At 68.5% G+C, this 20260-nt stretch carries 17 protein-coding genes and 3 pseudogenes; 11 read left to right on the plus strand and 9 right to left on the minus strand.

All coding sequences use genetic code 11. The annotated features are described in order from the left end of the window. Positions 1–645: 645 nt before the first annotated feature. Positions 646–768 (minus strand): annotated as a pseudogene (locus tag ACTWQC_RS14295) (IS5/IS1182 family transposase); the annotation flags it as partial. Positions 769–811: 43 nt separating this feature from the next. On the opposite strand from ACTWQC_RS14295, the gene ACTWQC_RS14300 reads away from it, so the two are divergent. The 3 genes and pseudogenes from ACTWQC_RS14300 to ACTWQC_RS14310 all read left to right on the plus strand — a co-directional run bounded on the left by ACTWQC_RS14300 (position 812) and on the right by ACTWQC_RS14310 (position 2076). Next, positions 812–1411, plus strand: a complete 600-nt coding sequence (locus ACTWQC_RS14300; RefSeq protein WP_443316029.1) for a hypothetical protein — start codon at positions 812–814, stop codon at positions 1409–1411. A gap of 141 nt (positions 1412–1552) precedes the next feature. Continuing rightward, positions 1553–1724: pseudogene (locus tag ACTWQC_RS14305) on the plus strand (BlaI/MecI/CopY family transcriptional regulator); the annotation flags it as partial. A 160-nt stretch (positions 1725–1884) separates the two neighbouring features. Continuing rightward, positions 1885–2076, plus strand: coding sequence for a hypothetical protein (locus ACTWQC_RS14310; RefSeq protein WP_443316030.1), 192 nt, complete (start codon positions 1885–1887; stop codon positions 2074–2076). Here the strand turns inward: ACTWQC_RS14310 and ACTWQC_RS14315 are convergent. Further along, on the minus strand, positions 2016–2660 hold the full coding sequence (locus tag ACTWQC_RS14315) for a dihydrofolate reductase family protein (RefSeq protein ID WP_443316031.1): 645 nt from the start codon (positions 2658–2660) through the stop codon (positions 2016–2018). The two genes, ACTWQC_RS14310 and ACTWQC_RS14315, sit on opposite strands and share 61 nt — an antisense overlap. 102 nt (positions 2661–2762) lie before the next feature. Here ACTWQC_RS14315 and ACTWQC_RS14320 point away from each other — a divergent pair, with 102 nt between their 5' ends. The 3 genes from ACTWQC_RS14320 to ACTWQC_RS14330 all read left to right on the plus strand — a co-directional run bounded on the left by ACTWQC_RS14320 (position 2763) and on the right by ACTWQC_RS14330 (position 5181). Next, positions 2763–3260, plus strand: a complete 498-nt coding sequence (locus ACTWQC_RS14320; RefSeq protein WP_443316032.1) for a winged helix-turn-helix transcriptional regulator — start codon at positions 2763–2765, stop codon at positions 3258–3260. A gap of 287 nt (positions 3261–3547) precedes the next feature. Then, on the plus strand, positions 3548–4867 hold the full coding sequence (locus ACTWQC_RS14325) for an ISAs1 family transposase (protein WP_443316033.1): 1320 nt from the start codon (positions 3548–3550) through the stop codon (positions 4865–4867). Next, entirely contained in the window at positions 4837–5181 is a 345-nt protein-coding gene (locus ACTWQC_RS14330) for a hypothetical protein (protein WP_443316034.1), read from the plus strand. The genes ACTWQC_RS14325 and ACTWQC_RS14330 overlap by 31 nt, the downstream gene beginning before the upstream one ends. 66 nt (positions 5182–5247) lie before the next feature. Here ACTWQC_RS14330 and ACTWQC_RS14335 read toward each other — a convergent pair whose 3' ends face one another. Then, positions 5248–7221 (minus strand): GmrSD restriction endonuclease domain-containing protein, encoded by a 1974-nt coding sequence (locus tag ACTWQC_RS14335; RefSeq protein WP_443316035.1) that lies wholly within the window; start codon positions 7219–7221, stop codon positions 5248–5250. A 163-nt stretch (positions 7222–7384) separates the two neighbouring features. Here ACTWQC_RS14335 and ACTWQC_RS14340 point away from each other — a divergent pair, with 163 nt between their 5' ends. Together ACTWQC_RS14340 and ACTWQC_RS14345 are read left to right on the plus strand one after the other, a co-directional pair. Continuing rightward, the gene (locus ACTWQC_RS14340) at positions 7385–9589 is read left to right on the plus strand and encodes a UvrD-helicase domain-containing protein (protein WP_443316036.1); all 2205 of its coding nucleotides are present in this window, start codon (positions 7385–7387) and stop codon (positions 9587–9589) included. 1464 nt (positions 9590–11053) lie between these two features. Continuing rightward, positions 11054–11281 (plus strand): annotated as a pseudogene (locus ACTWQC_RS14345) (HAD family phosphatase); the annotation flags it as partial. A 129-nt stretch (positions 11282–11410) separates the two neighbouring features. On the opposite strand, the gene ACTWQC_RS14350 reads toward ACTWQC_RS14345, so the two are convergent. From ACTWQC_RS14350 to ACTWQC_RS14365, 4 genes are read right to left on the minus strand one after another with little or no spacing between them, the layout of a single operon-like run. After that, positions 11411–12559, minus strand: coding sequence for an XdhC family protein (locus tag ACTWQC_RS14350; RefSeq protein ID WP_443316037.1), 1149 nt, complete (start codon positions 12557–12559; stop codon positions 11411–11413). Next, complete coding sequence (locus ACTWQC_RS14355) at positions 12552–14723, minus strand: xanthine dehydrogenase family protein molybdopterin-binding subunit (RefSeq protein ID WP_443316038.1); 2172 nt, start codon at positions 14721–14723, stop codon at positions 12552–12554. The genes ACTWQC_RS14350 and ACTWQC_RS14355 overlap by 8 nt, the downstream gene beginning before the upstream one ends. Further along, positions 14720–15712: an FAD binding domain-containing protein gene (locus ACTWQC_RS14360; RefSeq protein WP_443316039.1), complete on the minus strand. Its 993-nt coding sequence runs from the start codon at positions 15710–15712 to the stop codon at positions 14720–14722. Before ACTWQC_RS14360 ends, ACTWQC_RS14355 begins: the two co-directional genes overlap by 4 nt. Further along, positions 15709–16266: a (2Fe-2S)-binding protein gene (locus ACTWQC_RS14365; RefSeq protein WP_443316040.1), complete on the minus strand. Its 558-nt coding sequence runs from the start codon at positions 16264–16266 to the stop codon at positions 15709–15711. Before ACTWQC_RS14365 ends, ACTWQC_RS14360 begins: the two co-directional genes overlap by 4 nt. 239 nt (positions 16267–16505) lie before the next feature. Between ACTWQC_RS14365 and ACTWQC_RS14370 the strand changes: the two genes are divergently transcribed. Next, on the plus strand, positions 16506–17168 hold the full coding sequence (locus ACTWQC_RS14370) for a TetR/AcrR family transcriptional regulator (protein ID WP_443316041.1): 663 nt from the start codon (positions 16506–16508) through the stop codon (positions 17166–17168). A 347-nt stretch (positions 17169–17515) separates the two neighbouring features. On the opposite strand, the gene ACTWQC_RS14375 is transcribed toward ACTWQC_RS14370, so the two are convergent. Further along, a complete protein-coding gene (locus ACTWQC_RS14375) occupies positions 17516–18025 on the minus strand; it encodes a mycothiol transferase (protein WP_443316042.1) in 510 nt (169 codons plus the stop codon). A 319-nt stretch (positions 18026–18344) separates the two neighbouring features. Between ACTWQC_RS14375 and ACTWQC_RS14380 the strand changes: the two genes are divergently transcribed. Both ACTWQC_RS14380 and ACTWQC_RS14385 read left to right on the plus strand, forming a co-directional pair. Beyond that, on the plus strand, positions 18345–18770 hold the full coding sequence (locus tag ACTWQC_RS14380) for a hypothetical protein (RefSeq protein WP_443316075.1): 426 nt from the start codon (positions 18345–18347) through the stop codon (positions 18768–18770). A gap of 152 nt (positions 18771–18922) precedes the next feature. Continuing rightward, positions 18923–19651, plus strand: coding sequence for a peptidoglycan recognition protein family protein (locus ACTWQC_RS14385; RefSeq protein ID WP_443316043.1), 729 nt, complete (start codon positions 18923–18925; stop codon positions 19649–19651). 316 nt (positions 19652–19967) lie between these two features. On the opposite strand, the gene ACTWQC_RS14390 is transcribed toward ACTWQC_RS14385, so the two are convergent. Further along, on the minus strand, positions 19968–20144 hold the full coding sequence (locus ACTWQC_RS14390) for a hypothetical protein (RefSeq protein WP_443316044.1): 177 nt from the start codon (positions 20142–20144) through the stop codon (positions 19968–19970). Positions 20145–20260: the final 116 nt, after the last annotated feature.

Here is a 20260-nt window from a genome sequence, read left to right on the forward strand (position 1 = left end):
CTCGCGCCCCCGGAGCGCGTTCCACGTGGCCATCAAAGGTTCCTGCCGCTGTACGCCTGGCACGCCAAGAACAACATCAGCGCCGACCAGCTCCCGAACCTCCTCAAGCACTTCCACCGCGCCCGCCTCGCCGCACCCAACGAGCCGGGCGAGCAGGCCGTGCAGCACATCCGCGAGGCCGTGCAGGCCGGCGACACCGACTGGCTCACCAGGAAACCGCAGCTCGCCACCGTGCTCAGCGCCTGTCCGGTTGGAAGAGCGGTGTGATGGCGCGGTGGTGTGCAGGCCTTATCCGACCTCTCGGGAGGTGACTTACTGGGGTTGAACGCGACGCCGAGCCGTTCCGTACGGAGCTGCTGCGCAACCTCGAACAGCAGGCCAAGGCAGGCGCGGGCAACTGGTGATGTCGTACGGGCTGACGGGCCTTGATCCCTGCGGTATCTCCATGGCATGCGGCATCCACAGGTGGCGGCCTGACCGCCGAACGCCGGAGTTCCGGGAGCGGTTACGGCTGGAGGCGGCCGAACGGTTCGGCCGGGGCGAGCCGAACGAGGCGATCGCCAAGGAGTTGCGGGTCGGTGTCCGGTCGGTGCAGCGCGACCGGACGTCGGCCCCCTTTCCCCCGGGGGCGCGTGCGCGGATGACCGCCAGATGGATCTGGCAGGTCAGCCCGCCCCGAGAGCGGCCCAAGGCCTCATCGGGACGGTGCTGGACAGGCCGACTGCGTCGGCCCGGGATGCGCGGCTCACGGCTTCGGGCACGAAGGGCCCCTTATTGGACGCTTAGAGCGCGACCCCTAGGGTGGCGCCCCATGGCTACTGAGAACACTGAGATCACCGAAACCACCGACAGGATCCCCGAGAGCGTACGGGAAGCGACCGCGAATCCGGAAACGCCCCTGGAACCGTCCCTCGACAAGGCCACGGACGAAGAGGGAGAGGACACCCACGCCTCCGATGAGGTGGACGACGACTTCCTGGATGACCCTGCCGACACCGCCCCTGCTAGCGGTTTCGCGGCGGGTGCAGCCGCCGTCGTCAGCGCCGGGCTGGGGCTCTGTTCCCTCACCGGCACCGCCCTCGGCGACATGCTGCGCTCCCGCAAGGAGCTGATCGGCCAGATCGAGACCAGCACCGGCGGCGGTGGTGGCGGTGGTGGTGGTGGCGATCAGATCAATGCCTTCTACAGCGCCCCCTGGCACACCGCGGCCCTCGTGAACGGCGTCTTCGCCCTCGCCGCCGTCGTTATCGGCGGTGTCCTGTTGGCCGTACACGCCCGGCGGTCCGACACCCGGCCCTGGGTGAAGGCCGTCGCCCTGGGCAGCGTCGTTCTCGGCGCGATCGGGCTGCTCGTGGCGGGCGGCATGTACCTCGACCTCTTCGCAAGCACGCCCGAGCTGCCAACTTCCTGAGGTATTTTCCCCTCCGAACGGTCGCTCCCCCGGTCGTACCCACCGATTACCATGAACTGAGCGTGACGCCAGGGGATGCAGATCGAAGGGGCGAGGGAGCGATCGTGAGGCCGCTGGGGGGGGGAGCTCGAGGCGGAAATCATGAATCGCCTGTGGACCTGGGGCCGCCCCCGCGACCGCGCGCGATGTTCTCAGCGACATCAACGAGTAGCGCCCCGTTGCCTACAGCACGGTCACAACCGTCGCCGACATCCTGCACCGCAAGGGCATGCTGCGACGGGAGAAAGAGGGGCGGGCCTGGCTCCACCAACCGACCTGCACCCCAGGGCTTCGGCGTAGTCGTAGGACGTCCAGTTCGTGACGATCTGCCAGCTCAGCGGTCAGCCGAGAACAGTGCCTCTGCGTTCTCGTGAGGTGAGACGGGCGGCGGGGGGAGCTGCGGTGACCCGTGGCGAGGCGGCGGGTAGCAGATCTTGATCGACGCGCTGATGCGCCAGTGCGAGGACGTCGTGCTGCCCGGCCCGGTCGAGGAGTTGCCGGGCCTGCCGACGCTGGTGCAGGCCCTGGTCCAGGTGCCGGACCACCGCTCGCGCTCGGGCCGGCGCTACGGCCGGGTGAAGGTCATGTGCGTCACGCCGCTGGGGGTTGTTACGGACTCGACCTGAAAGCGTTTCTCGAGTCCTTCGAGTCCGGCCCACAGGCGCTCGCCACGGCCCAGGACGACCGGGACGACGGCGATGTGCAGGTGATCGATGAGGTCTTCGGCGAGGAACTGGCGGATCGTGGTCGGCCCGCCGCCGATCCTCACATCCAGGCCGCCTGCGGCCTCGCGCGCCTGACGGAGCGCCTCCTGCGGCGTGGCATCGATGAAGTGGAACGTGGTGCCGCCTTCCATCTCCACCGAGGGACGGGGATGGTGGGTCAGTACGAACACTGGGGTATGGAAGGGCGGGTTGGGCCCCCACCAGCCGTTCCACTCATGGTTTCCCCACGGCCCGCGTTGGGGACCGAACTTGTTGCGGCCCATGATCTCCGCCCCGATGCCGGCATCCCAGGTGCGGGCGATAGCCTCGTCGATCCCGGTGCTCCCGTCCGGCTTGCCCTGCATCTGCTGGCAGGTCCTGGTCGGGAAGAACCACTCGTGGAGTCGATGGCCGGCGTGGCCGAACGGAGCATCGAGACTCTGTCCTTCACCCGTGGCGAAGCCGTCGATGGAGACGGAGAAGTTGTGGACCCTCACACGGGACATGGCGTGGCCTCCTACCCTCGATGGACGTGATTGCGAACTGCAATCACCTGCGGGGATGAGCGTAGGCTTGGTGATGGCAGAATGCAATCACTGGAGGTGGGCATGCGAGACGAACCGCGGTCCGGGTGTGCGATCAACGCGGCAGTGGAGGCACTCGGGGACCAGTGGAGTCTCATCGTCCTGCGCGATGTGATCTTCGGTGGGCGCCGCCACTTCCGCGAGCTGCTCACTCACTCCGAGGAGGGAATCGCGTCGAACATCCTCAGCAGCCGCCTCAAGGCCCTCCTTGCCGGCGGTCTCCTCACGCAGGAGGAGACCGGGCGAGGACGACGCGCGACCTACAGTCTCACCGAGGCGGGCATCCAGACCGTCCCCATCATGGTCGCGCTCGGTTCCTGGGGAATGCGGCACCGCCCCACGACACCCGGACTTACCGTCCGCGCACGACTGCTGGAGGAGGGTGGGCCATCTCTCTGGGAAGACCTGATGGACGAACTCCGCGAGGTGCACCTGGGCACCCCCCGCCCGCGCCCCGACCGCCCGCTGGCCTCAACAGTCCTCCAGGCGGCCTACGAACGCGCCCTCGCGGAGGCGTCCTGATCGCCAAGGGGCGCCTTCCTCTTGAGGCAGAGCGAAAACCTGGCACAAATCTGGCACGACAGACAGCCGAGAACGTGACAGGCACGGCCTCCCAAGATCATGGAGTTCTCGACGCCCCATGATCCGAGTCGAAGACCGTGCCTGCCGACGCATCATCGCCGATCTCGCCCGCTCTTGACCAACTCCGCGACCACCCGCAGGTCGCACCCGGAGAAGTACCGGGCCTGCTGGAACGGCTGGCCGAGGTGCCTGACCCGTGTGATCCGCGCGGAGTGCGGCACACTCTGGTGGTCGCGCTCGCCCTGACCGCCTGCGCGGTACTGGCCCGGGCGAGATCGCTGCTGGCGGTCGGCGAGTGGATCGCCGACGCTCCGCCCCAGGTGCTCCAAGCTGTTGGCGCGCGTGCCGATTCACTGTGTCCGAAGCGGCTGCTGCCTGCGGAATCGACGGTTCGCCGACTCCTGGCCCGGATCGATGGCGACGCCTTGGACCAGGCCGTGGGCCGCTGGCTTGCCGACCGCCGCCCCCACAGAGCAGACGGACTGCACGGTCTGGCCGTGGACGGCAAGAGCCTGCGCGGGGCGGCCAAGGCCAAGGGCCGGAAAATCCACCTGCTCGCCGCCCTGGACCACACTACCGGCCTGGTCCTGGCCCAGCTCGACGTGCAGGAGAAGACGAATGAGATCACCTGCTTCCAGCCTCTGCTTCAGGCCGTCGCCGACCTGACCGATGTGGTGGTCACCAGCGACGCGATGCACACCCAGCGCGAGCACGCTACGTATCTACTGGGCCGCGGCGCCCAGTACATCGTGATCGTCAAGGGCAACCAAAAGAAGCTGCGCAAGCAGCTGAAGTCCCTGCCCTGGCAGCAGATGCCACTCCAAGGGCGCACCCGGGGCAGCGGCCACGGACGCGAAATCCGCCGGATCAAGGTGGCCAGCGTGAACAACCTGCTCTTCCCCGGCGCCCGCCAAGCCGTCCAGATCAAGCGCCGCCGCACCGACCGCAAGACCGGTAAGACCACCGTGAAGACCGTCTACGCCGTCACCAGCCTCACCGCCGACCAGGCGACACCCGCACAGCTGGCAGCACTGGTGCGCGAGCACTGGAAGGTGGAGGCCCTGCACCACGTCCGGGACACCACCTTCGCCGAGGACGCCTCACAACTGCGGACCGGCAACACGCCCCGAGCGATGGCGACCTGGCGCAACCTGGCCATCGGAGCCCTGCGGCTGACTGGCGTCACGAACATCGCGGCCAGCCTGCGTCGCAACGCCCGCGACGCGCGACGCCCGCTCACCCTCCTGGGCTTACATGATCACGAAATGGACATCACGCGACTACGCCGAAGCCCTGACCTGCACCCGCCAGCAGTACACCGCCGAGCTCATGCAGGAAACACTCGGCAACAGCCCGGACCGCGCGGGCGCCCTGGTCAGCTTCGTCGAGCGGTGCGCTTGCCGAAAACCTCGTCCACCCAGGTGGGAGGCATTCCGCGGGGTACGGGATCTCGACGGCGGTCCCTCCAGCCAGCGCTCTCGCGCGGCTGTCGATCAGCGCGGCATGATGATCGGCCGTGCTGCTCCGACTGGCCTTCCTGGGCGTGACGAACGCCTTCGCCATGCTGCGCCTGCTGCCGTTGAGCGACCGGAACAAGGACATCGAGATCTTCTCGTTGCGTCATCAGATCACGGTTCTGGAGCGACCAATAGGTAAGAAGAGGCCGCGGTTCGACCCGAGCGATCGGGCGTTCCTGGCGGCGCTGCGACACCCGCTCTCGATGGACGTGCTGCGTAGGCTGCGGCTGCTGGTGCGCCCGGACACGGGTCCTGCGCTGGCACCGCGACCTGCTCGGCTCCGGCATGCGGCCCGCTCCCGCCCCAAACGCCCGGGCCGGCGCCCCGGACAGTGCACTCCCTGACCCGCCATGCCCCGAAGATCGATTACTAGCCACTCCGACAATGGAGCGTCCGCCGGACTGGCGCGGTCAGAGGGCCGCTACCTCCTCGCTCCAGGGCTGCTCTCCCGCCTGCTGAGCGCGCAACCGCTCGACGTACGCCCGCAGCGCGTCAGGGGTATGGAAGATCTGGTAGCCGGACGACTCGAGAGCGCCCTGGTCTGTGTCATCGGGGTCCGGTGCCAGCACCACCGGGTGTCCTGCCTCCTGTTGGAGCCCTTGCGGCCAGAAGGCCGCCGCGACCGTCATGACCTTTCCATTGCGGGGGTCCGGCACTTCCGCGTCGTACGTTGGCCGGGACATGCCCAGTTCGCTTAGCCATGAGGCAATTTCTGACACGCCGGGCAGGGCATCCTCAGGTGCCGCGACAACGACAGATGATCCCGCGGGACGGTTCTGTGAGCCATCGGCCAGCGGTGCGGTGGCAGCGGTGCCGTCGCGGAGGGAGTCGAGGAAGCGGTTGGCCGCGTTCGCCAGCGACTCACGACGTGCGGCCAGGAAGTCCCGGTAACAGTGCACTCGCCACAGGTCACGGTCGAGGGGGATCCACTGGGAGGCGAGAGCTCCAGGGACGCGGGTTTCGATCTCCTCCAGATAATCCTGGGGATCCCTGGCACCCACTTGCAAGTTGGTGTCCTGGGTGAGGAAGCAGAAGTTCGCGACGGCGTTGATCTCGTTGCGGGGGTAGTCGGCTTCCGCCAGCCGCGCCTTCGGGAAGATGTGGTGCACCTGGAGGGAGCTGTGGCGGCCGAGCATGTTGGCTTTCAGCGGGATGCCGCTCGAGAAGTCCTTGGCCTCGTGGACCCGTGTCAGCAGGTAGAGCAACGGGTAGAAGCGTGCGCCCTTGGTCTGGCCGATGAAATGCTCGGGCCGGACGACGAGGTCGCCGTGGCTGAGCCTCAGCTGCTCGACCAGTGCATCGGTCCCGCCCTCGTCGAGGGCGGCGAGGTCCTGGTTCAGCGCGGTCTCGGTTGCTCCCGCGTAGCGCCCCCAGAGGAAGCTGTGTACGTACCAGTAGATGAGCTTGTCACGGGAGTCGGCGTTTGGGAATCGTCCGCCGTGCTGGTGGAGCATGCGGCTCATCACTGGGAAGGCGCCGCGGCCGGCGAGTACCCGGTCGTGGTCGAGACCGAGTCGCCCACCCACGGTGTTGAGCAGGTGCGACACCATGCGGATGGCGTCGTCCAGGCCGCCCTTGAAATCGTCGACCGGGACGTCGGCGAGCTTGGTGAACAGCGCTTCGCCGGTCAGAACAGCGTTGGCGTTACGAAGCAGCCAGTCCAGCTTGAACTCGAAACCGGCGTCGGACCACGTGCCCAGAGCCCCATTCATCGTGTCGCGAGCCGCCGGCCAGTGGGCGCAGATGGCCGCGAGCGCGAGGTCGCCTTTGGAGAGCTTCGTGCCGCCCGAGTTCACCCGGTTGAAGATCTCGACAACGACGTCGATGCTCTTGTCGTCACCGGTGACCTCTTCGATGTGCACGTCACGGCTGCTGACCTGGTGCAGGCGATTGAGGCGCCCCAGGTAGGCAGTACGCAAGTCGGCGTCGCCACCAGCCAGTTCCATTACCTGGTCGACGAAGTCGAAAGGATCGCCCTGCATCAAGGAGGTGACATCGATCCACGCCGGATTGTCCCTCATCTTGGCCGGCGCATAGAACTCGAAGTTCTCATCGCGCATATGGAAACGCAGCCCGCTCAACGTACCGGTCTGCCCCTCAAAGAAGCGCGGCGGCTTCCCGCGCAGCACCCCGTACAGAGTGGTCACCCGCTGCTGGCCGTCGAGCAGCAGCTGAATGCTTCCGTCCTTGTCAGATGCGCCTCCGCGGGTGGCGGCCGTCCGGGCCTTCGTCGACCAGGTGAGGAAGCCACCGATCGGGTAGCCCCGGTAGAGAGACTGGAAGAAGCCTCGCACTTGATCACGCGTCCAGACGTAGCCGCGTTGGAACTCGGGCAGCGCGAAGTCTCCGGAATCAACCTTGTCGAGCACCGTCGAAATCTTCACGCTCTCCGCTCTCTGATCTGGTACGACGCCGTTCGTGGCAGCCTACAGAACGCCAAGTTCCGTCCGCAGGCGATGAGTTGTAGCGATCGTCCCTGCCTGGCTCGGACCCGACACCGTAGGGTGGCCATCACCGGCTGCAGGGCTTTGACCAGAGAGGATGCGCATGGCGACGTTGGGGATCCACAAGGACTTCCTGCTGGAGTTCGCCAAGCTGGAGAAGACGGTCCAGAAGCATGTCCATGAGGTCTTCGACAAGTTCGAGCAGCACCGTCACGCCGGGCTGCATCTCGAGAAGCTTGAGCGGGCGCGGGATCCGCGGATCCGGACGATACGCATCACGCAGTTCTGGCGCGGAGTCGTGCTCGCCCCAGACACCGGGGACAGCTTTCTGCTGCTGAAGGTATTACCGCACGACACGGCCATCGACTGGGCGCTCAAGCACCGCGTCACTGTCAACTCCGCGACGCAGGGCATCGAGCTGCGCAACGACATCGCATTGGAGCGAGCCACCGCGGGATTGCGGCAGCTGGCGGCCGATGAGCCTGCCCGGCTCTTCGCGAAGGTCTCGGATGGGGAGCTGAAGCGGCTCGGGGTGGACCCGGACGTACTGCCTCTGGTCCGGCTGATGACGGACGACAGTCAGCTCGACGCGCTGCACAAAGTGCTGCCGGAGCAGCAGTACGACGTGCTCGCTGGTCTCGCCGCCGGCATGGCGCCGGAGGAGGTGTGGCGGGAAGTCGTACAGGTGCAGCTGGCGGCACCGCCCGCGAGCGTAGATCAGCAGATCGGTATCGAGCAGACGGCCGGGCATTCGGCCGATGCCTCCGTGCTGCCGACAGCGCCCGACGAGCTGTCGGCCGCGATGGCCCGGTCCCAGGGCCGTATCGCCCTGGTGTCCGGACCGGATGAGCTGATGGAGATCCTGGCGCGGCCGTTCGACGCGTGGCGGGTGTTTCTGCACCCGAGTCAGCGGCGGGTAGCGTACCGGCCGTCGTACAACGGCCCGGCCCGGGTGAGTGGCGGTCCCGGCACCGGCAAGACGGTGGTTGCCCTGCATCGCGCCCATCATCTGGCGCAGCAGCTGCCGGACGATGCGCCCGACGGCTCGATCCTGCTCACCACCTATACGAAGGATCTGGCCACCGACCTGCAACGCAGCCTGGAGTTGCTGATCTCGGACCCAGGGCTCCGCGCCAAGGTACGGGTCGTGAACGTGGACGCCCTGGCGAATCAGATCGTGCGCGAGGACCGGGGCGCTCCGCCGAAGATCGTGTTCTACCAGAGCACGATCAACGGCCGCTTGCGACGGATCGCTGAGCAGCTCGGGGTGGATTTTCCCGGGATGTTTCTCGATCAGGAGTGGCGGCACGTGGTGCTTGCGCAGAATCTGCGCAGCGCGGAGGAGTATCTGAAGGCATCACGCTCGGGGCGGGGGACGGCGCTCGGGCCGCTCAAGCGGGCTCAGGTGTGGCGGGTGATCGCGGCTTTCACCGAGGAGCTGCGGACGGGCGGTGAGTGGACGTTTCTGCAAGTGTGCGCCGAAGCTGCATGGCTGTTGGACGAGCGGGGTGACGCGCGCCCGTACCGGCATGTGGTGGTCGACGAGGCACAGGATCTGCATCCCGCCCAGTGGCGACTCCTCCGCGCACTGGTAGCGCCGGGGCCCGACGATGTGTTCATCGCCGGCGACACACACCAGCGGATCTACGGGAACAAAGTCTCCCTGCGGTCGATGGGCATCTCGGTGACGGGCCGCTCGACGCGACTTCGTATCAACTACCGCACAACGCAGGAGATTCTGGGCTGGTCGACCGCGCTGCTGACGGGCGAGAAGATCGACGACATGGACGGCGGAGACGAGACGCTGACCGGCTATCGCTCCGCCCTCCGGGGAGAGCGGCCGCGGGTGTACGGCTTCAGCAGCCAGGAGGAGGAACTGGAGGCTCTGATCGCCCAGGTACGGGAATGGAATACATTGGAGATCGCGCCACGGGAGATCGGAATCGCCACTCGGTCCGTCCAGCTGGGCAAGGACATCGCGCAGGCACTGGTCGAGGCGGGACTTCCGGCGGTCGTCCTCGGCACGGCGGCGGCCGGGCGCCGAGACGAGGAGGGGGTCCGGGTCGGCACGATGCATCGTATGAAGGGGCTGGAGTTCCGATGCATGGCCGTGGCCGGAGTGAACGAGGGTGTCGTTCCGAATCTCCGCGCAATGACGCCCGTCGAGGTGGATCCCCGACAGCATCGAGAGGACCTGCTGGGCGAGCTCAGCCTGCTGTTCGTAGCTTGTACGCGCGCCCGCGAGGTGCTTCGGGTGTCGTGGAGCGGCAACCGGAGTCCATTCCTGGCCCAGATCCCCGGCGCCTGAGTAGCAGCAGTTCCATCGCCGTCCGCCCCGCCTGCAGCTCGACTGCATTCCGCACCGGCTGGGGGCAACCATCAGCTCCCGCAGCGTTTTCGCTTTCACTTCTGCGTAGTCCGTATCGCCTCCGGACAAACCGGTGTGGACGACGCTGCCGGGCAACAGCGGCCGGCCGTCCGGCGTGGAAGGCTTCCCCGTGGCGCAAGGGCGGCCGCCCGCCGGGCCGTCGCCGGTGCACATCCGGGCAGAGCATCGTTGTTAGCTGAGCTTGAACCTGTACGAGCACTGCCCTTTCCCACCTCCGCCATACATGGACCAGCTCCGGAAAGCACACGGCCGCGAGCATCGACCCTCGCCCCTGCAACGAACACATGGGTCCCGGCCAACGCGCTGGCGCCTCAGAGAAGCAGAGTGGACTCCACGGTGATCCGTGACCCCGGAGATCACCGTCCGTGGCCGGCACCGGCCGATCAGCTGACGTCCCGTCAGGTAGATCCAGCATCGATCCCGGAGTGGTGCGGACAACCAGGGGTGGACGACAGGTGACGAGGCGTCAGGCAATCCAGCGCTGATCCAGCACAGGGAACGCGAACGGGGCCGGACCCCGATCAGGCCAACGCTTGACCTGCATGTTTGCTAGTCCGGCGCGTCGATGCTCTGGCGGCCGCTAAACGTTGAAGCGGAACTCGACGACGAGACCCGAGTCATCTACGCCGACGGGTCACGATCCCCATCTCGGACCGACCGCGTGGCTCCACGATTTCGACTTGACCATTCGTCAGCAGCCCTGCGATGGAAGCTGCGGTTACCAGCTGGCAGGGGTGTTCCGATCCCCCGTCCCATGACGAAGGCAACGACGCTCGCCAGCTCATCACAGCCGCCCACCAGCGCTCCGAGCTCTGGGAGTCAACAGATGACGGCCGACCGCGAATGGGCGACCAACGGCGCCCCACGGTTGACGACCGCGCACTACCGCCGCGACCGGCCGGACACATCGACCGGATCGCGCGACGGACGAATCGGGCGCCGTTGACACCTTGGGAGCGTGGGAGCACGAGCGCTCCCAGAGGGCTCCCACGTGGGAGCAAAACGCACGTACGACAAAGGCCGCTCCCGAATGATCGGAAACGGCCTCTGACCTGCGGTTTCGCAAGTCGGGACGACAGGATTTGAACCTGCGACCCCTTGACCCCCAGCGGTCGACACGGCCTGACGTCCTGTTATCGACAGTCCTACCGCGTCCAAATAGCGCAGGTCAGGTCCTGTTTCACTACCACCAGCATGACGCCATCTGCCGCCTCGTGACACCCAATCCGTGAGAGGCCTGTGAGAGACAGGTGAGAAGCACCCGGCGAGGCAGCCGTGATGGAGAAGCACCCCGCGATAGCCGCGATCCTCGCCCCCGATCTGCCCAGTCCCGGGATACCGCCACACCACCCCAACCACCAGGCGTGCCGTCAGTGACGGCGGCTGGAGGACGCGGCCCTCGGCGCCGCCGCCGCACTCGCGGCCGGGATGCGCTGCATCGCGATCCCGTACATCGCCGCACAGGCCGACGACCCAGCGTGCGCCACAGCAGGGCGGCTGCTACACGACAGCCAGGACGCGTTCACGGCCCAGGACGCGTGGCTGGCTGGCGGACTCGGCTCCGCATCCCTGACCGCCCGAGGGGGTCTGAGCTGCACTCGGCCACCATGAGGCGTGGACTTCAGCGGCCATGAGCAGGCGAGGCCGACCACGGCTTCTCGGACTCCGCGACACCTTGGGGTTCCCGGTCGTCCTGCACGGCGACGCCCCCGGCCTTCGTGGTCTCGCAGCCGAGCCGGGTCACGCCGCCGCTCGGGAGCGCGCCTCGCCCTCCTCCCTCCCGTCCACGTCATGGTGAATGGGCGTCCCCGAACCGGTCAGCGGAACCCCCGTCCCGCCCCGGCGCGCCGCGACGATCTCCGCCGCGATGGACAGCGCGGTCTCCTCGGGGGTGCGGGCGCCGAGGTCGAGGCCGATCGGGGAGCGCAGGCGGGCCAACTGGCGGTCCGTAACACCCGCTTCACGCAGGCGCCGGTTGCGGTCCTCGTGTGTGCGCCGCGAGCCCATCGCGCCGACATACGCGACCGGCAGCCGCAGGGCCGTCTCCAGCAGAGGTACGTCGAACTTGGCGTCATGGGTGAGCACGCACAGGACGGTTCGTTCGTCGGTCTCGGTGCGCCGCAGGTAGCGGTGCGGCCAGTCGACCACGAGATCATCGGCCTCAGGGAAGCGGACGCGGGTGGCGAAGACCGGCCGGGCATCGCACACGGTCACGTGGTAGCCGAGGAACTTGCCCGCCCGTACGAGCGCTGTCGCGAAGTCCACGGCGCCGAAGACGATCATCCGGGGCGGCGGCACCCTCGACTCCACGAACAGCGTCACGCCGCCCGGGCAGCCCGACCCGTCCTCCCCGATCTCGACGGTGCCGGTGCGGCCGGTGTCCAGCATCGCGCGGGCCTGCGCCGCCGCCGTTGGGTCCAGTTCCGGATGTCCGTCGAAGGTGCCCTCGTACGATCCGTCGGGGTGGACGAGCAGCGCCCTGCCGAGCAGTTCGGCCGGGCCCCGGGCCACCCGGGCGAGTGCCGCCGCCTGTCCTCGGCCCGCGGCCGACACCCCTGACCGGAACACCGGCGCGTCCGCGCGCACCGGCGTGACCAGGACTTCGATGACGCCGCCGCAGGTGAGTCCCACCGCGAAGGCGTCCTCGTCGCTGTAGCCGAACCGCATCCGCACCGTCTGGCCGTCCTGGAGCGCCTGGACGCACAGGTCGTACACCGCCCCCTCCACGCAACCGCCGGAGACCGAACCGATGGCGGTTCCGTGGCTGTCGACGGCCAGGGCGGCGCCAAGGCCGCGCGGCGCGCTGCCGGAAACGGCCACGACGGTGGCGACGGCGAAGTCCCGGCCTTCCTCGAACCAGCGGTTCAACTCCTCGGCGATGTCAAGCACTCCGGGTTCCCTCCGCCGCCCGGCGCCGGGCTTCGTCCGCCGCCCGCAGGACGCGGTCAGGACGGATCGGCAGGTCCCGGTGGCGTACGCCGGTCGCGTGCCACACCGCGTTGGCGATCGCGGCGGCGACGCCCACGATGCCGATCTCGCCGATGCCCTTGATCCCGACCGGGTCGTCCGGGTCGGGGTCGTCCACCCAGTCCGCCTCGATGAGCGGCACGTCGGCGTGCGCGGCGACGTGATAGCCGGCGAGGTCGGCGCCGACGGGGCCGCCGGAGGCCTGGTCCCGGATCGCCTCCTCGTGGAGGGCCATGGACAGCCCCCAAGTCATTCCGCCGATGAACTGGCTGCGGGCGGTGAGCGGGTTGACGATGGTGCCGGCGGCGTAGATGCCGAGCAGCCGTCGCACGCGCACCTCACCGGTGGTGACATCCACCGCCACCTCGGCGAACTGCGCTCCGAAGGCGTAGCGTTCCTTCTTCGCGAGGGCGCCGATGGCCTCGGTGGTGTCCGACCGGGCGGTGATCCCCTCCGGCGGAATGCCGCCTGTCAGGGCCAGTCGCTCCCGCAGTTCGTCCGCCGCGACCTTCACTGCCCACGCCCAGGAGCGCATGCCCATCGAGCCGCCGGCGAACATCGCCGGGCCGAGATCGCTGTCCGCGATGCGCATACGGATGCGGTCCGGATCCACCTCCAGCGCGTCCGCGGCGACCAAGGCGATCGCGGTCCGTGCCCCGGTCCCGATGTCCGCCGCGTTGATCCGCACGGTGAAGGTTCCGTCCTGCTCCGCGGTCACGGCCGCCGTGGACGGGCCGGCTCCCGAGGGGAAGCCGGCCGCGGCCGTTCCGGTCCCGAGCAGCCAACGCCCGTCACGGCGCAGGCCGGGACGCGGGTCCCTCTCCGCCCAGCCGAACCTGCGGGCGCCCTCCTCGAAGCAGGCGAGCACCTTGCGGCTGCTGAACGGCAGCCCGGACACGGGAGCCGTCTCGGGTTCGTTGCGCGCCCGCAGCGCGATCGGGTCCATGCCGCACTTCTCGGCCAGTTCGTCGAGGGCGGATTCGACGGCGAAGGATCCCGGTGCCTCGCCCGGTGCGCGCATCCAGGCGGGGGTCGGCACGTCGAGCCGTACGAGGCGGTGAACGGTGTGATGCGCGTCGGCGTCGTACATCACGCGCCCCGGCATGGCGCTCGGCTCGACGAATTCATGCACGGTCGACGTAAGACTCAGCGACTGGTGGTCGAACGCGCGCAGCCGGCCGTCGGCGTCGGCGCCGAGCCTGATCCGCTGCGCCGTGGGGCTGCGGAAACCGACGAGGGAGAACATCTGACGGCGAGTCAGTACGACCCGGACCGGGCGGTGGAGGACGGTCGTGGCCATCACGGCGGCCACTTGGTGCGGGTTCACTCCCTTCGATCCGAAGCCGCCGCCGACGTGTTCGGACCGCACCCGTACTGAGGCCGGATCGAGGGAGAAGAGCTTCGCGAGTTCGCTCGCCACCCAGGTGCCGCCCTGATTGGAGTCGACGATGTCGAGCCGGCCGCCGTCCCAGCGAGCCGTCGCTGCATGCGGCTCCATCGCGTTGTGGTGCTCCTCCGGCGTGGTGTACTGCTCGTCCACGACGGCCGCGGAGGCGCCGAGTTGGGCGGCTACGTCCCCCTTCTCCGTTTCGGCCTGGCCCATCGGGGTGTTCTCCGGCGTGTATGCACCGGGACGTCCGGCGAAGAACGCGACGTCGTGCGGCTCCTCGTCGTATCGGACCACCAGCGCCTCGGCGGCTTCCCTGGCCTGCTCGGACGTCTCGGCCACGACCAGCGCCACCGGCCAGCCCACGAAGGGCACACGGTCGTGCTGGAAGATCCCGAGGACCGGGTTCGGCCTCCCCAGCATGCCCACATAGTCGGTGTCGACGCGCGGCGCGTTCCCGTGGTGCAGCACGGTGAGGACGCCGGGCATGGCCAGGACGGGGGTGTCCTCCACTGAGCGGATACGGCCACGGGCCACGGTGGACAACACCAGCCAGCCGTGGGCGAGTTCGGCGAAGGGTATCTCTCCGGCGTAGCGGGCCGCCCCGGTGACCTTGTCGTGGCCCTCGACGCGGGTGCGGGCGGAGCCGACGGCTCCCGTCACGGCGGCGATGTTGGTCGTCGTGGTCGGCGTCGTCATCGGGTCGCCTCCTCGGCGAGTTCGGTCAGCACGGCCACGACGAGGTTGCGCATCAACGTCACCTTGTATCCGTTCTCGGGAAGCGCCTCGGCGGCCGCCAGTTCGGCATCCGCTGCGGCGGCGAACGCCTCCGCGCTCGCCGGGCCGCCGATCAGCACCCGCTCGGCCGCACGGGCCCGCCACGGCCGGGACGCGACCGCGCCGAAGGCGAGGCGCACTTCGCGTACGACATCGTTCTGGATGTCGAGGGCGGCGGCGATCGAGCCGATCGCAAACGCGTACGAGGCGCGCTCGCGCACCTTCCGGTACCGCGAGTGGGCGGCGACCGGGGCCGGCGGCAGCGTGACGCCGGTGATCAGCGCGGCGGGCGGAAGGTCGGTCTCGATGTGTGGGGTGTCGCCCACGGGCCGATAGAACTGACGAAGCGGCAACTCGCCCGGTCCGTCCGCCGTTTCGTACGAGATGACGGCGTCGAAGGCGGCGAGAGCGACCGCCATGTCCGAGGGATGGGTGGCGACGCAGTGCTCGGAGGCGCCGAGGATCGCGTGGTTGCGGTGCTCGCCCGTGCGGGCGGGGCAACCGCTGCCGGGGACGCGCTTGTTGCACGGTTTGCCGAGGTCGGCGAAGTAGCCGCAGCGGGTCCGCTGGAGCAGATTCCCGCCGACCGTGGCCATGTTGCGCAGCTGTCCCGAGGCGCCGGCCAGAACGGCCTGCGCCAACGCCGGGTAGTGACGCCGCACTTCGGGGTGGGCCGCGAGATCGCTGTTGGTGACGGTCGCGCCGATGCGCAGACCGCCGCCGTGAGTGAACTCGACTTCGTCGAGGGGGAGTTCGCGTAAGTCGATGAGCAGCGCAGGCCTTTCCACGCCGGCCTTCATCAGGTCGACAAGATTGGTGCCGCCGCCGAGGAAGCGTGCGTCGGGGGCGCCGCCGAGCAGGGCGACCGCTCCGGAGATGTCGACGACGCGTTCGTAGCCGAATTCCCTCATGCCACCGCCTCCTTGACCTCGGCCTCGGCCGCTTCTGCGGCCCGCGCGATCGCCTGCACGATCGACACGTAGGCGCCACAGCGGCACAGGTTGCCGCTCATCCGCTCGCGGATCTCTTCGGCAGTGAGCGCAGGCACTCCCGCTTCGGGCCGGACATCGTTGGTCACGGCGCTCGGCCAGCCCGCCGCGTGTTCCTCGATCACCGCGAGGGCCGAACAGATCTGCCCCGGTGTGCAGTAACCGCACTGATAACCGTCGAGGTCGAGAAAGGCCTGCTGCACCGGATGCAGCCGCTCACCGTCGGCCACGCCTTCGATGGTGGTGATCGCGCGCCCCTCGGCCGCGACCGCGAGCTGCAGGCAGGAAACGGCCCGGCGCCCATCGAGCAGCACCGTACAGGCGCCGCATTGGCCCTGGTCACAGCCCTTCTTGGTACCGGTCAGATCAAGATGCTCGCGCAGGGCGTCGAGCAGGGTGGTGCGATGGTCGACGGGCAGCGTGTATTTCTCGCCATTGATGTGCAGGGTGATGGCGCTGGACGTCGATGGGGCCATGATCAGCCTTCTTTCGCGTTGCTGATGCGCGTCGAACGAGACGATCCCGGCAGAGGTCCGGGGAGGGAGAGGGGAATACAGGTGAATGAACCAGTGACGATGGGCACCGGTCGGCCACACTGGCCGGATCTGTCGCTATGGTGGAGCTAAGCGGACAGCTGTCCGGTGGTAATCGAACCTACCGGACAACTGTCCGGTTAGCAAGGTCGGGCTCTGCTGTGATTCCGGGAGGAGGACGAGTGCAGGAAGAGAAGAGCGCGATTCTGCGCTCGGACGCGCAACGGAATCGCGAACGCATCCTGGAAGTCGCACTGGCCGAGCTGACGCGGGCTGCGGACGCCCCCCTGAGCGCGATCGCGAAGAAGGCGGGCGTCGGGCAGGGGACGTTCTACCGCAACTTCCCCAACCGCGAGGCCCTCGTCCTGGAGGTCTACCGCTACGAGATGCATCAGGTCGCCGACACCGCTGCCCAGCTGCTCCAAACCCGCGCACCTGACCAGGCCCTGAGGGAGTGGATGGACCGCCTGGCCCAGTACGCCATGGCCAAGGCCGGCTTGGCCGATGCGCTGCGCAAGACCACAAGCAAGTACGGCAGCCTGGCCCACCTGGGTCACGGCCCGGTGACCCAGGCGGTCACGCTCCTGCTGAACGCGAACCATGAGGCTGGCACCATCCGCCCGGGGCTGACCCCCGACGACTTCGTGCTCGCCATTGCCGGGCTCTGGCAAATCGACCCGCACAGCGACTGGCAGCCGCGTGCGACGCGACTGCTGGACCTCGTGATGGACGGGCTGCGGGCTGGGGCGTCCAGGGCGGCCGGACCTGCGGCGAATGCGTCCGATGCGGACGGGTCCCAGGCGGATGGCCCTGATGCGGGCGGACCTGGGCCCGGAGGGACCTAGAGCCCCGTCCAATTCGATCCCACTCGACATGCGCGGCTTCGACCGCGCAGGCCAGGGTCTGCGCGCCGAGCCGCCCGCCGCACCGCCGCCTATGCGCTGCGGACCGGGCTGGCGGCCCTCGTGGTCGAGGTCTACCTGGAGAGCGGCGTTGTCCCTACGGCCACGGGCTGCTCCGCCCCGGCGTGGCGTTGTGCCATGTGCCGGACGCAGGCCGATGCCCTGGCCTCGGACCCGAGCGCCCTTGTCGCGCCTCGGCACGGGTAACACGACGGCATCCGCCGCCACCGGCCCAACTGGCCGCTCACCGACATCGGTCCCACCGTCAGGACCTGCCGTCGACTACCGGCTCAGCGGCGTTGCACGGAGCCGCGGATGAAGGCGGCCTGGCCCGCATGCTGCAAACCGTCCGCGATGACACTCACCAGCCGCACCCCCAGGGTCACCGGTGGGTCCCAGGACTCGTCCACGATCCTGTTCAGCGCATTGGCGCTCAGCCCGGTGACGAAACGCATGGTCTGCCCATGGACGGCGTCGAAGTAGCCCAACAGCAACTCGGACGACTCGACCTGCACCGCGGCGACCTGCTTGCTGGAGTGACCGAATCCGGTCGCCTCGGGAGGAAAGGGGAGACCGAAACGGCTGACCCAGTCCTGAGAGAGCCACACCTGTTCCTGGCCCGAGGCGTCGGCCACGTGATCGTCCTGAATCCGCGAGAGGTGCCACACGAGCCAGGCGATGGAGTTGGCCCGGGGATCGAGACGGGCATGGAGATCCTTCACCGTGAGCCCCTCGGCCGCCTCGTGCACCCCCTCGTGGATGCGTCCGAAAGCGTCCGCGAGCACATCTGGTGCCTTCATACTCCGAGTAAACGTGCGGCGTTCCGACCATTGTGAGCCGACACGGTTCCGGGGAGCGCGGTCACCCAAGCGCACCATCGGCGCAGAGCTCCTCCGTCATCCGGACGGGATTCGCGAGCAGCTCGTTGAGCAGCACCGTCCCGGATCCCGCCGACAGAACGGCGGGGCCGGCATGGGGGCTGACGTGAAGGGCCGAACGCGACTGCGACAAGCGTCAATCCGCCAGGGATGGCCGCGCCGCCCGCAGGCGGCCTGTGGCGGGGGGCCAGCCCCGTGTCCGGGCACACTTCGCGTGGGCTGACGGCCTTTCCTTCACGACCTGCGGCACCTCGCCGCCACCCTCACCATCACCGCCGGCGTTCCCCTGACCGTGGTGTCGAAGACCCTGCGGCACTCCACGCTGTCCACCACCGCGAACCTCTACAGCCACCTCACCCAGCAAGCCGCCCGTGACGCCGTCGGCACCATCGACCAAGCCCTGACCAACGCCGACCAAGGCGGCGCCCGCCGCCGCTGGCCGAACTGGCTGCGACCACACCGCGACCACACAGAGGGGCACCATAAGCGGCTCAAGCCGCTCTACTCCCCTACCCCAGCAGCCAGTTCACTCACCGCATCCCAATTCCAGGGCACATACGCGACCACCAGCGACCACCAGGCCTACGAAAACGGAAAAGGCCGCTCTCTCATCTCTGAGAAAAGGCCTGTGACCTGCGAAAACGCTGGTCGGCACGACAGGATTTGAACCTGCGACCCCTTGACCCCCAGCCGGCGCACGCACCAGTCGGCGCGGTGGGACGCGGGTCATATGTGACAGGCACGATGGCGCGGGCGTCCGCCTCACCCCAATGGCCCGCTCACCCGCACGATCGGAGAGCCGCGGGCCAGGGTGGTCCTATGTGGTCCCGTCGACTTGTCCTGGCTGCCATGGTTCTGCCCCTGGCCCTCTTGGTGCTGCGGGATGCCCCGCTACGGCTCGCCACACCGAAACCCGCTGTCGTCGGCCCCGAGTCGGGGCACGGGGCGCCGCAGCCCGCGATCGTCAGCAGGGCGGCATGGCATGCAGCCGAAGGCATGGTCAGAGACCGGGCGGAATACACGGGAGCGGTGAGCGCGGTCTTCATCCACCACACCGGGCACCCCAACGACTATGACTGCTCCGACGTCCCGGCCATGCTCCGGGCGCTGCTGGCAGACCACGTCAGGAACCAGGGGTGGGACGACATCGGCTACAACTTCGTCGTGGACCGGTGCGGGACCATCTACGAGGGCCGGGCGGGCGGTGTCGGACGGCCTGTACATGGGGCGCACACCCAGGGCTTCAACGCGGACAGCGTGGGCATCGCCGCACTGGGCACCTTCGGGCCCGGCGTTACCGTGCCCCGGGCGCTCCTGAGCGGCATTGCGAAAGTCGCCGCGTGGAAGCTACGGGCGGGAGCCGACCCACGCAGGACGGTGCGGCTGGTCTCCACGAATAATGAGAGCAAATACAAGAAGGGCGACACGGCCGAGCTGCACGTCATCTCCGGTCACCGCGACAGCCACGAAACCCGCTGCCCCGGCGATGCACTGTACCAACGTCTGCCCGCGGTCCGGGAGGAAGCGGCTCGACTGCGAGACCAGTGAGGTACTGCCCCAAGTTCTCCGCGAACACGAAAAGGGCCGCCCCGCCGACCGGGCGGCCTTCTCACGGCCGTACACCTACGTCACCAGGGGACGCTGCCAGCGCCCCGGCGCCGTGTGCCGTTCAAAAACCCGTCGCTGCAGGTCACGCAGCAATCTGTACCCATTGATGACGCCGCCGAGCACGCGGCTGCGTAGGAGCCGGTCAGCCGACAGGTCGGTTACGGGCACCGGGTGCTCTTTGACGAGGGGGGAGCTGCCCCGCGGGCCTGGTGCGGGCGTGTCCGTTGTAGTGCCGGGCATAGGCGTCGAGCACGGGTCAGGCGTGGATCTCGTTCCAGATCAGCACATGGTCGAGAACCTCGCGCCGCGTGTACACCTCGTCACCGGGACGGAACCGTGTCACGTTCCTGCCGACCGATTCCACCGGACCCGCGAAGCCCCTCACCCGCATCGGACTCTCCGGCCGCAGCGACACCGCGACCACCCCACCCACGACACCGCCCCGCCCTCATCCAGCCAAGCACCCACCGCGCCAGCTGTCAGCACCCGCCAACATCACCAGCAGAGTCCCGGTATGGGCTTAGAGGGCAGGAAGCGGCGACTCACGGC

The sequence above is a fragment of the Streptomyces sp. 8N616 genome (genome assembly GCF_052246385.1).
Classification (GTDB): domain Bacteria; phylum Actinomycetota; class Actinomycetes; order Streptomycetales; family Streptomycetaceae; genus Streptomyces.

Coding starts and splice junctions, on each gene's coding strand:
- ACTWQC_RS14300 (WP_443316029.1), top strand. CDS start 812: ATGGCTACTGAGAACACTGAGATCACCGAAACCACCGACAGGATCCCC.
- ACTWQC_RS14315 (WP_443316031.1), bottom strand. CDS start 2,660: ATGTCCCGTGTGAGGGTCCACAACTTCTCCGTCTCCATCGACGGCTTC.
- ACTWQC_RS14320 (WP_443316032.1), top strand. CDS start 2,763: ATGCGAGACGAACCGCGGTCCGGGTGTGCGATCAACGCGGCAGTGGAG.
- ACTWQC_RS14340 (WP_443316036.1), top strand. CDS start 7,385: ATGGCGACGTTGGGGATCCACAAGGACTTCCTGCTGGAGTTCGCCAAG.
- ACTWQC_RS14355 (WP_443316038.1), bottom strand. CDS start 14,723: ATGACGACGCCGACCACGACGACCAACATCGCCGCCGTGACGGGAGCC.
- ACTWQC_RS14360 (WP_443316039.1), bottom strand. CDS start 15,712: ATGAGGGAATTCGGCTACGAACGCGTCGTCGACATCTCCGGAGCGGTC.
- ACTWQC_RS14365 (WP_443316040.1), bottom strand. CDS start 16,266: ATGGCCCCATCGACGTCCAGCGCCATCACCCTGCACATCAATGGCGAG.
- ACTWQC_RS14375 (WP_443316042.1), bottom strand. CDS start 18,025: ATGAAGGCACCAGATGTGCTCGCGGACGCTTTCGGACGCATCCACGAG.
- ACTWQC_RS14385 (WP_443316043.1), top strand. CDS start 18,923: ATGTGGTCCCGTCGACTTGTCCTGGCTGCCATGGTTCTGCCCCTGGCC.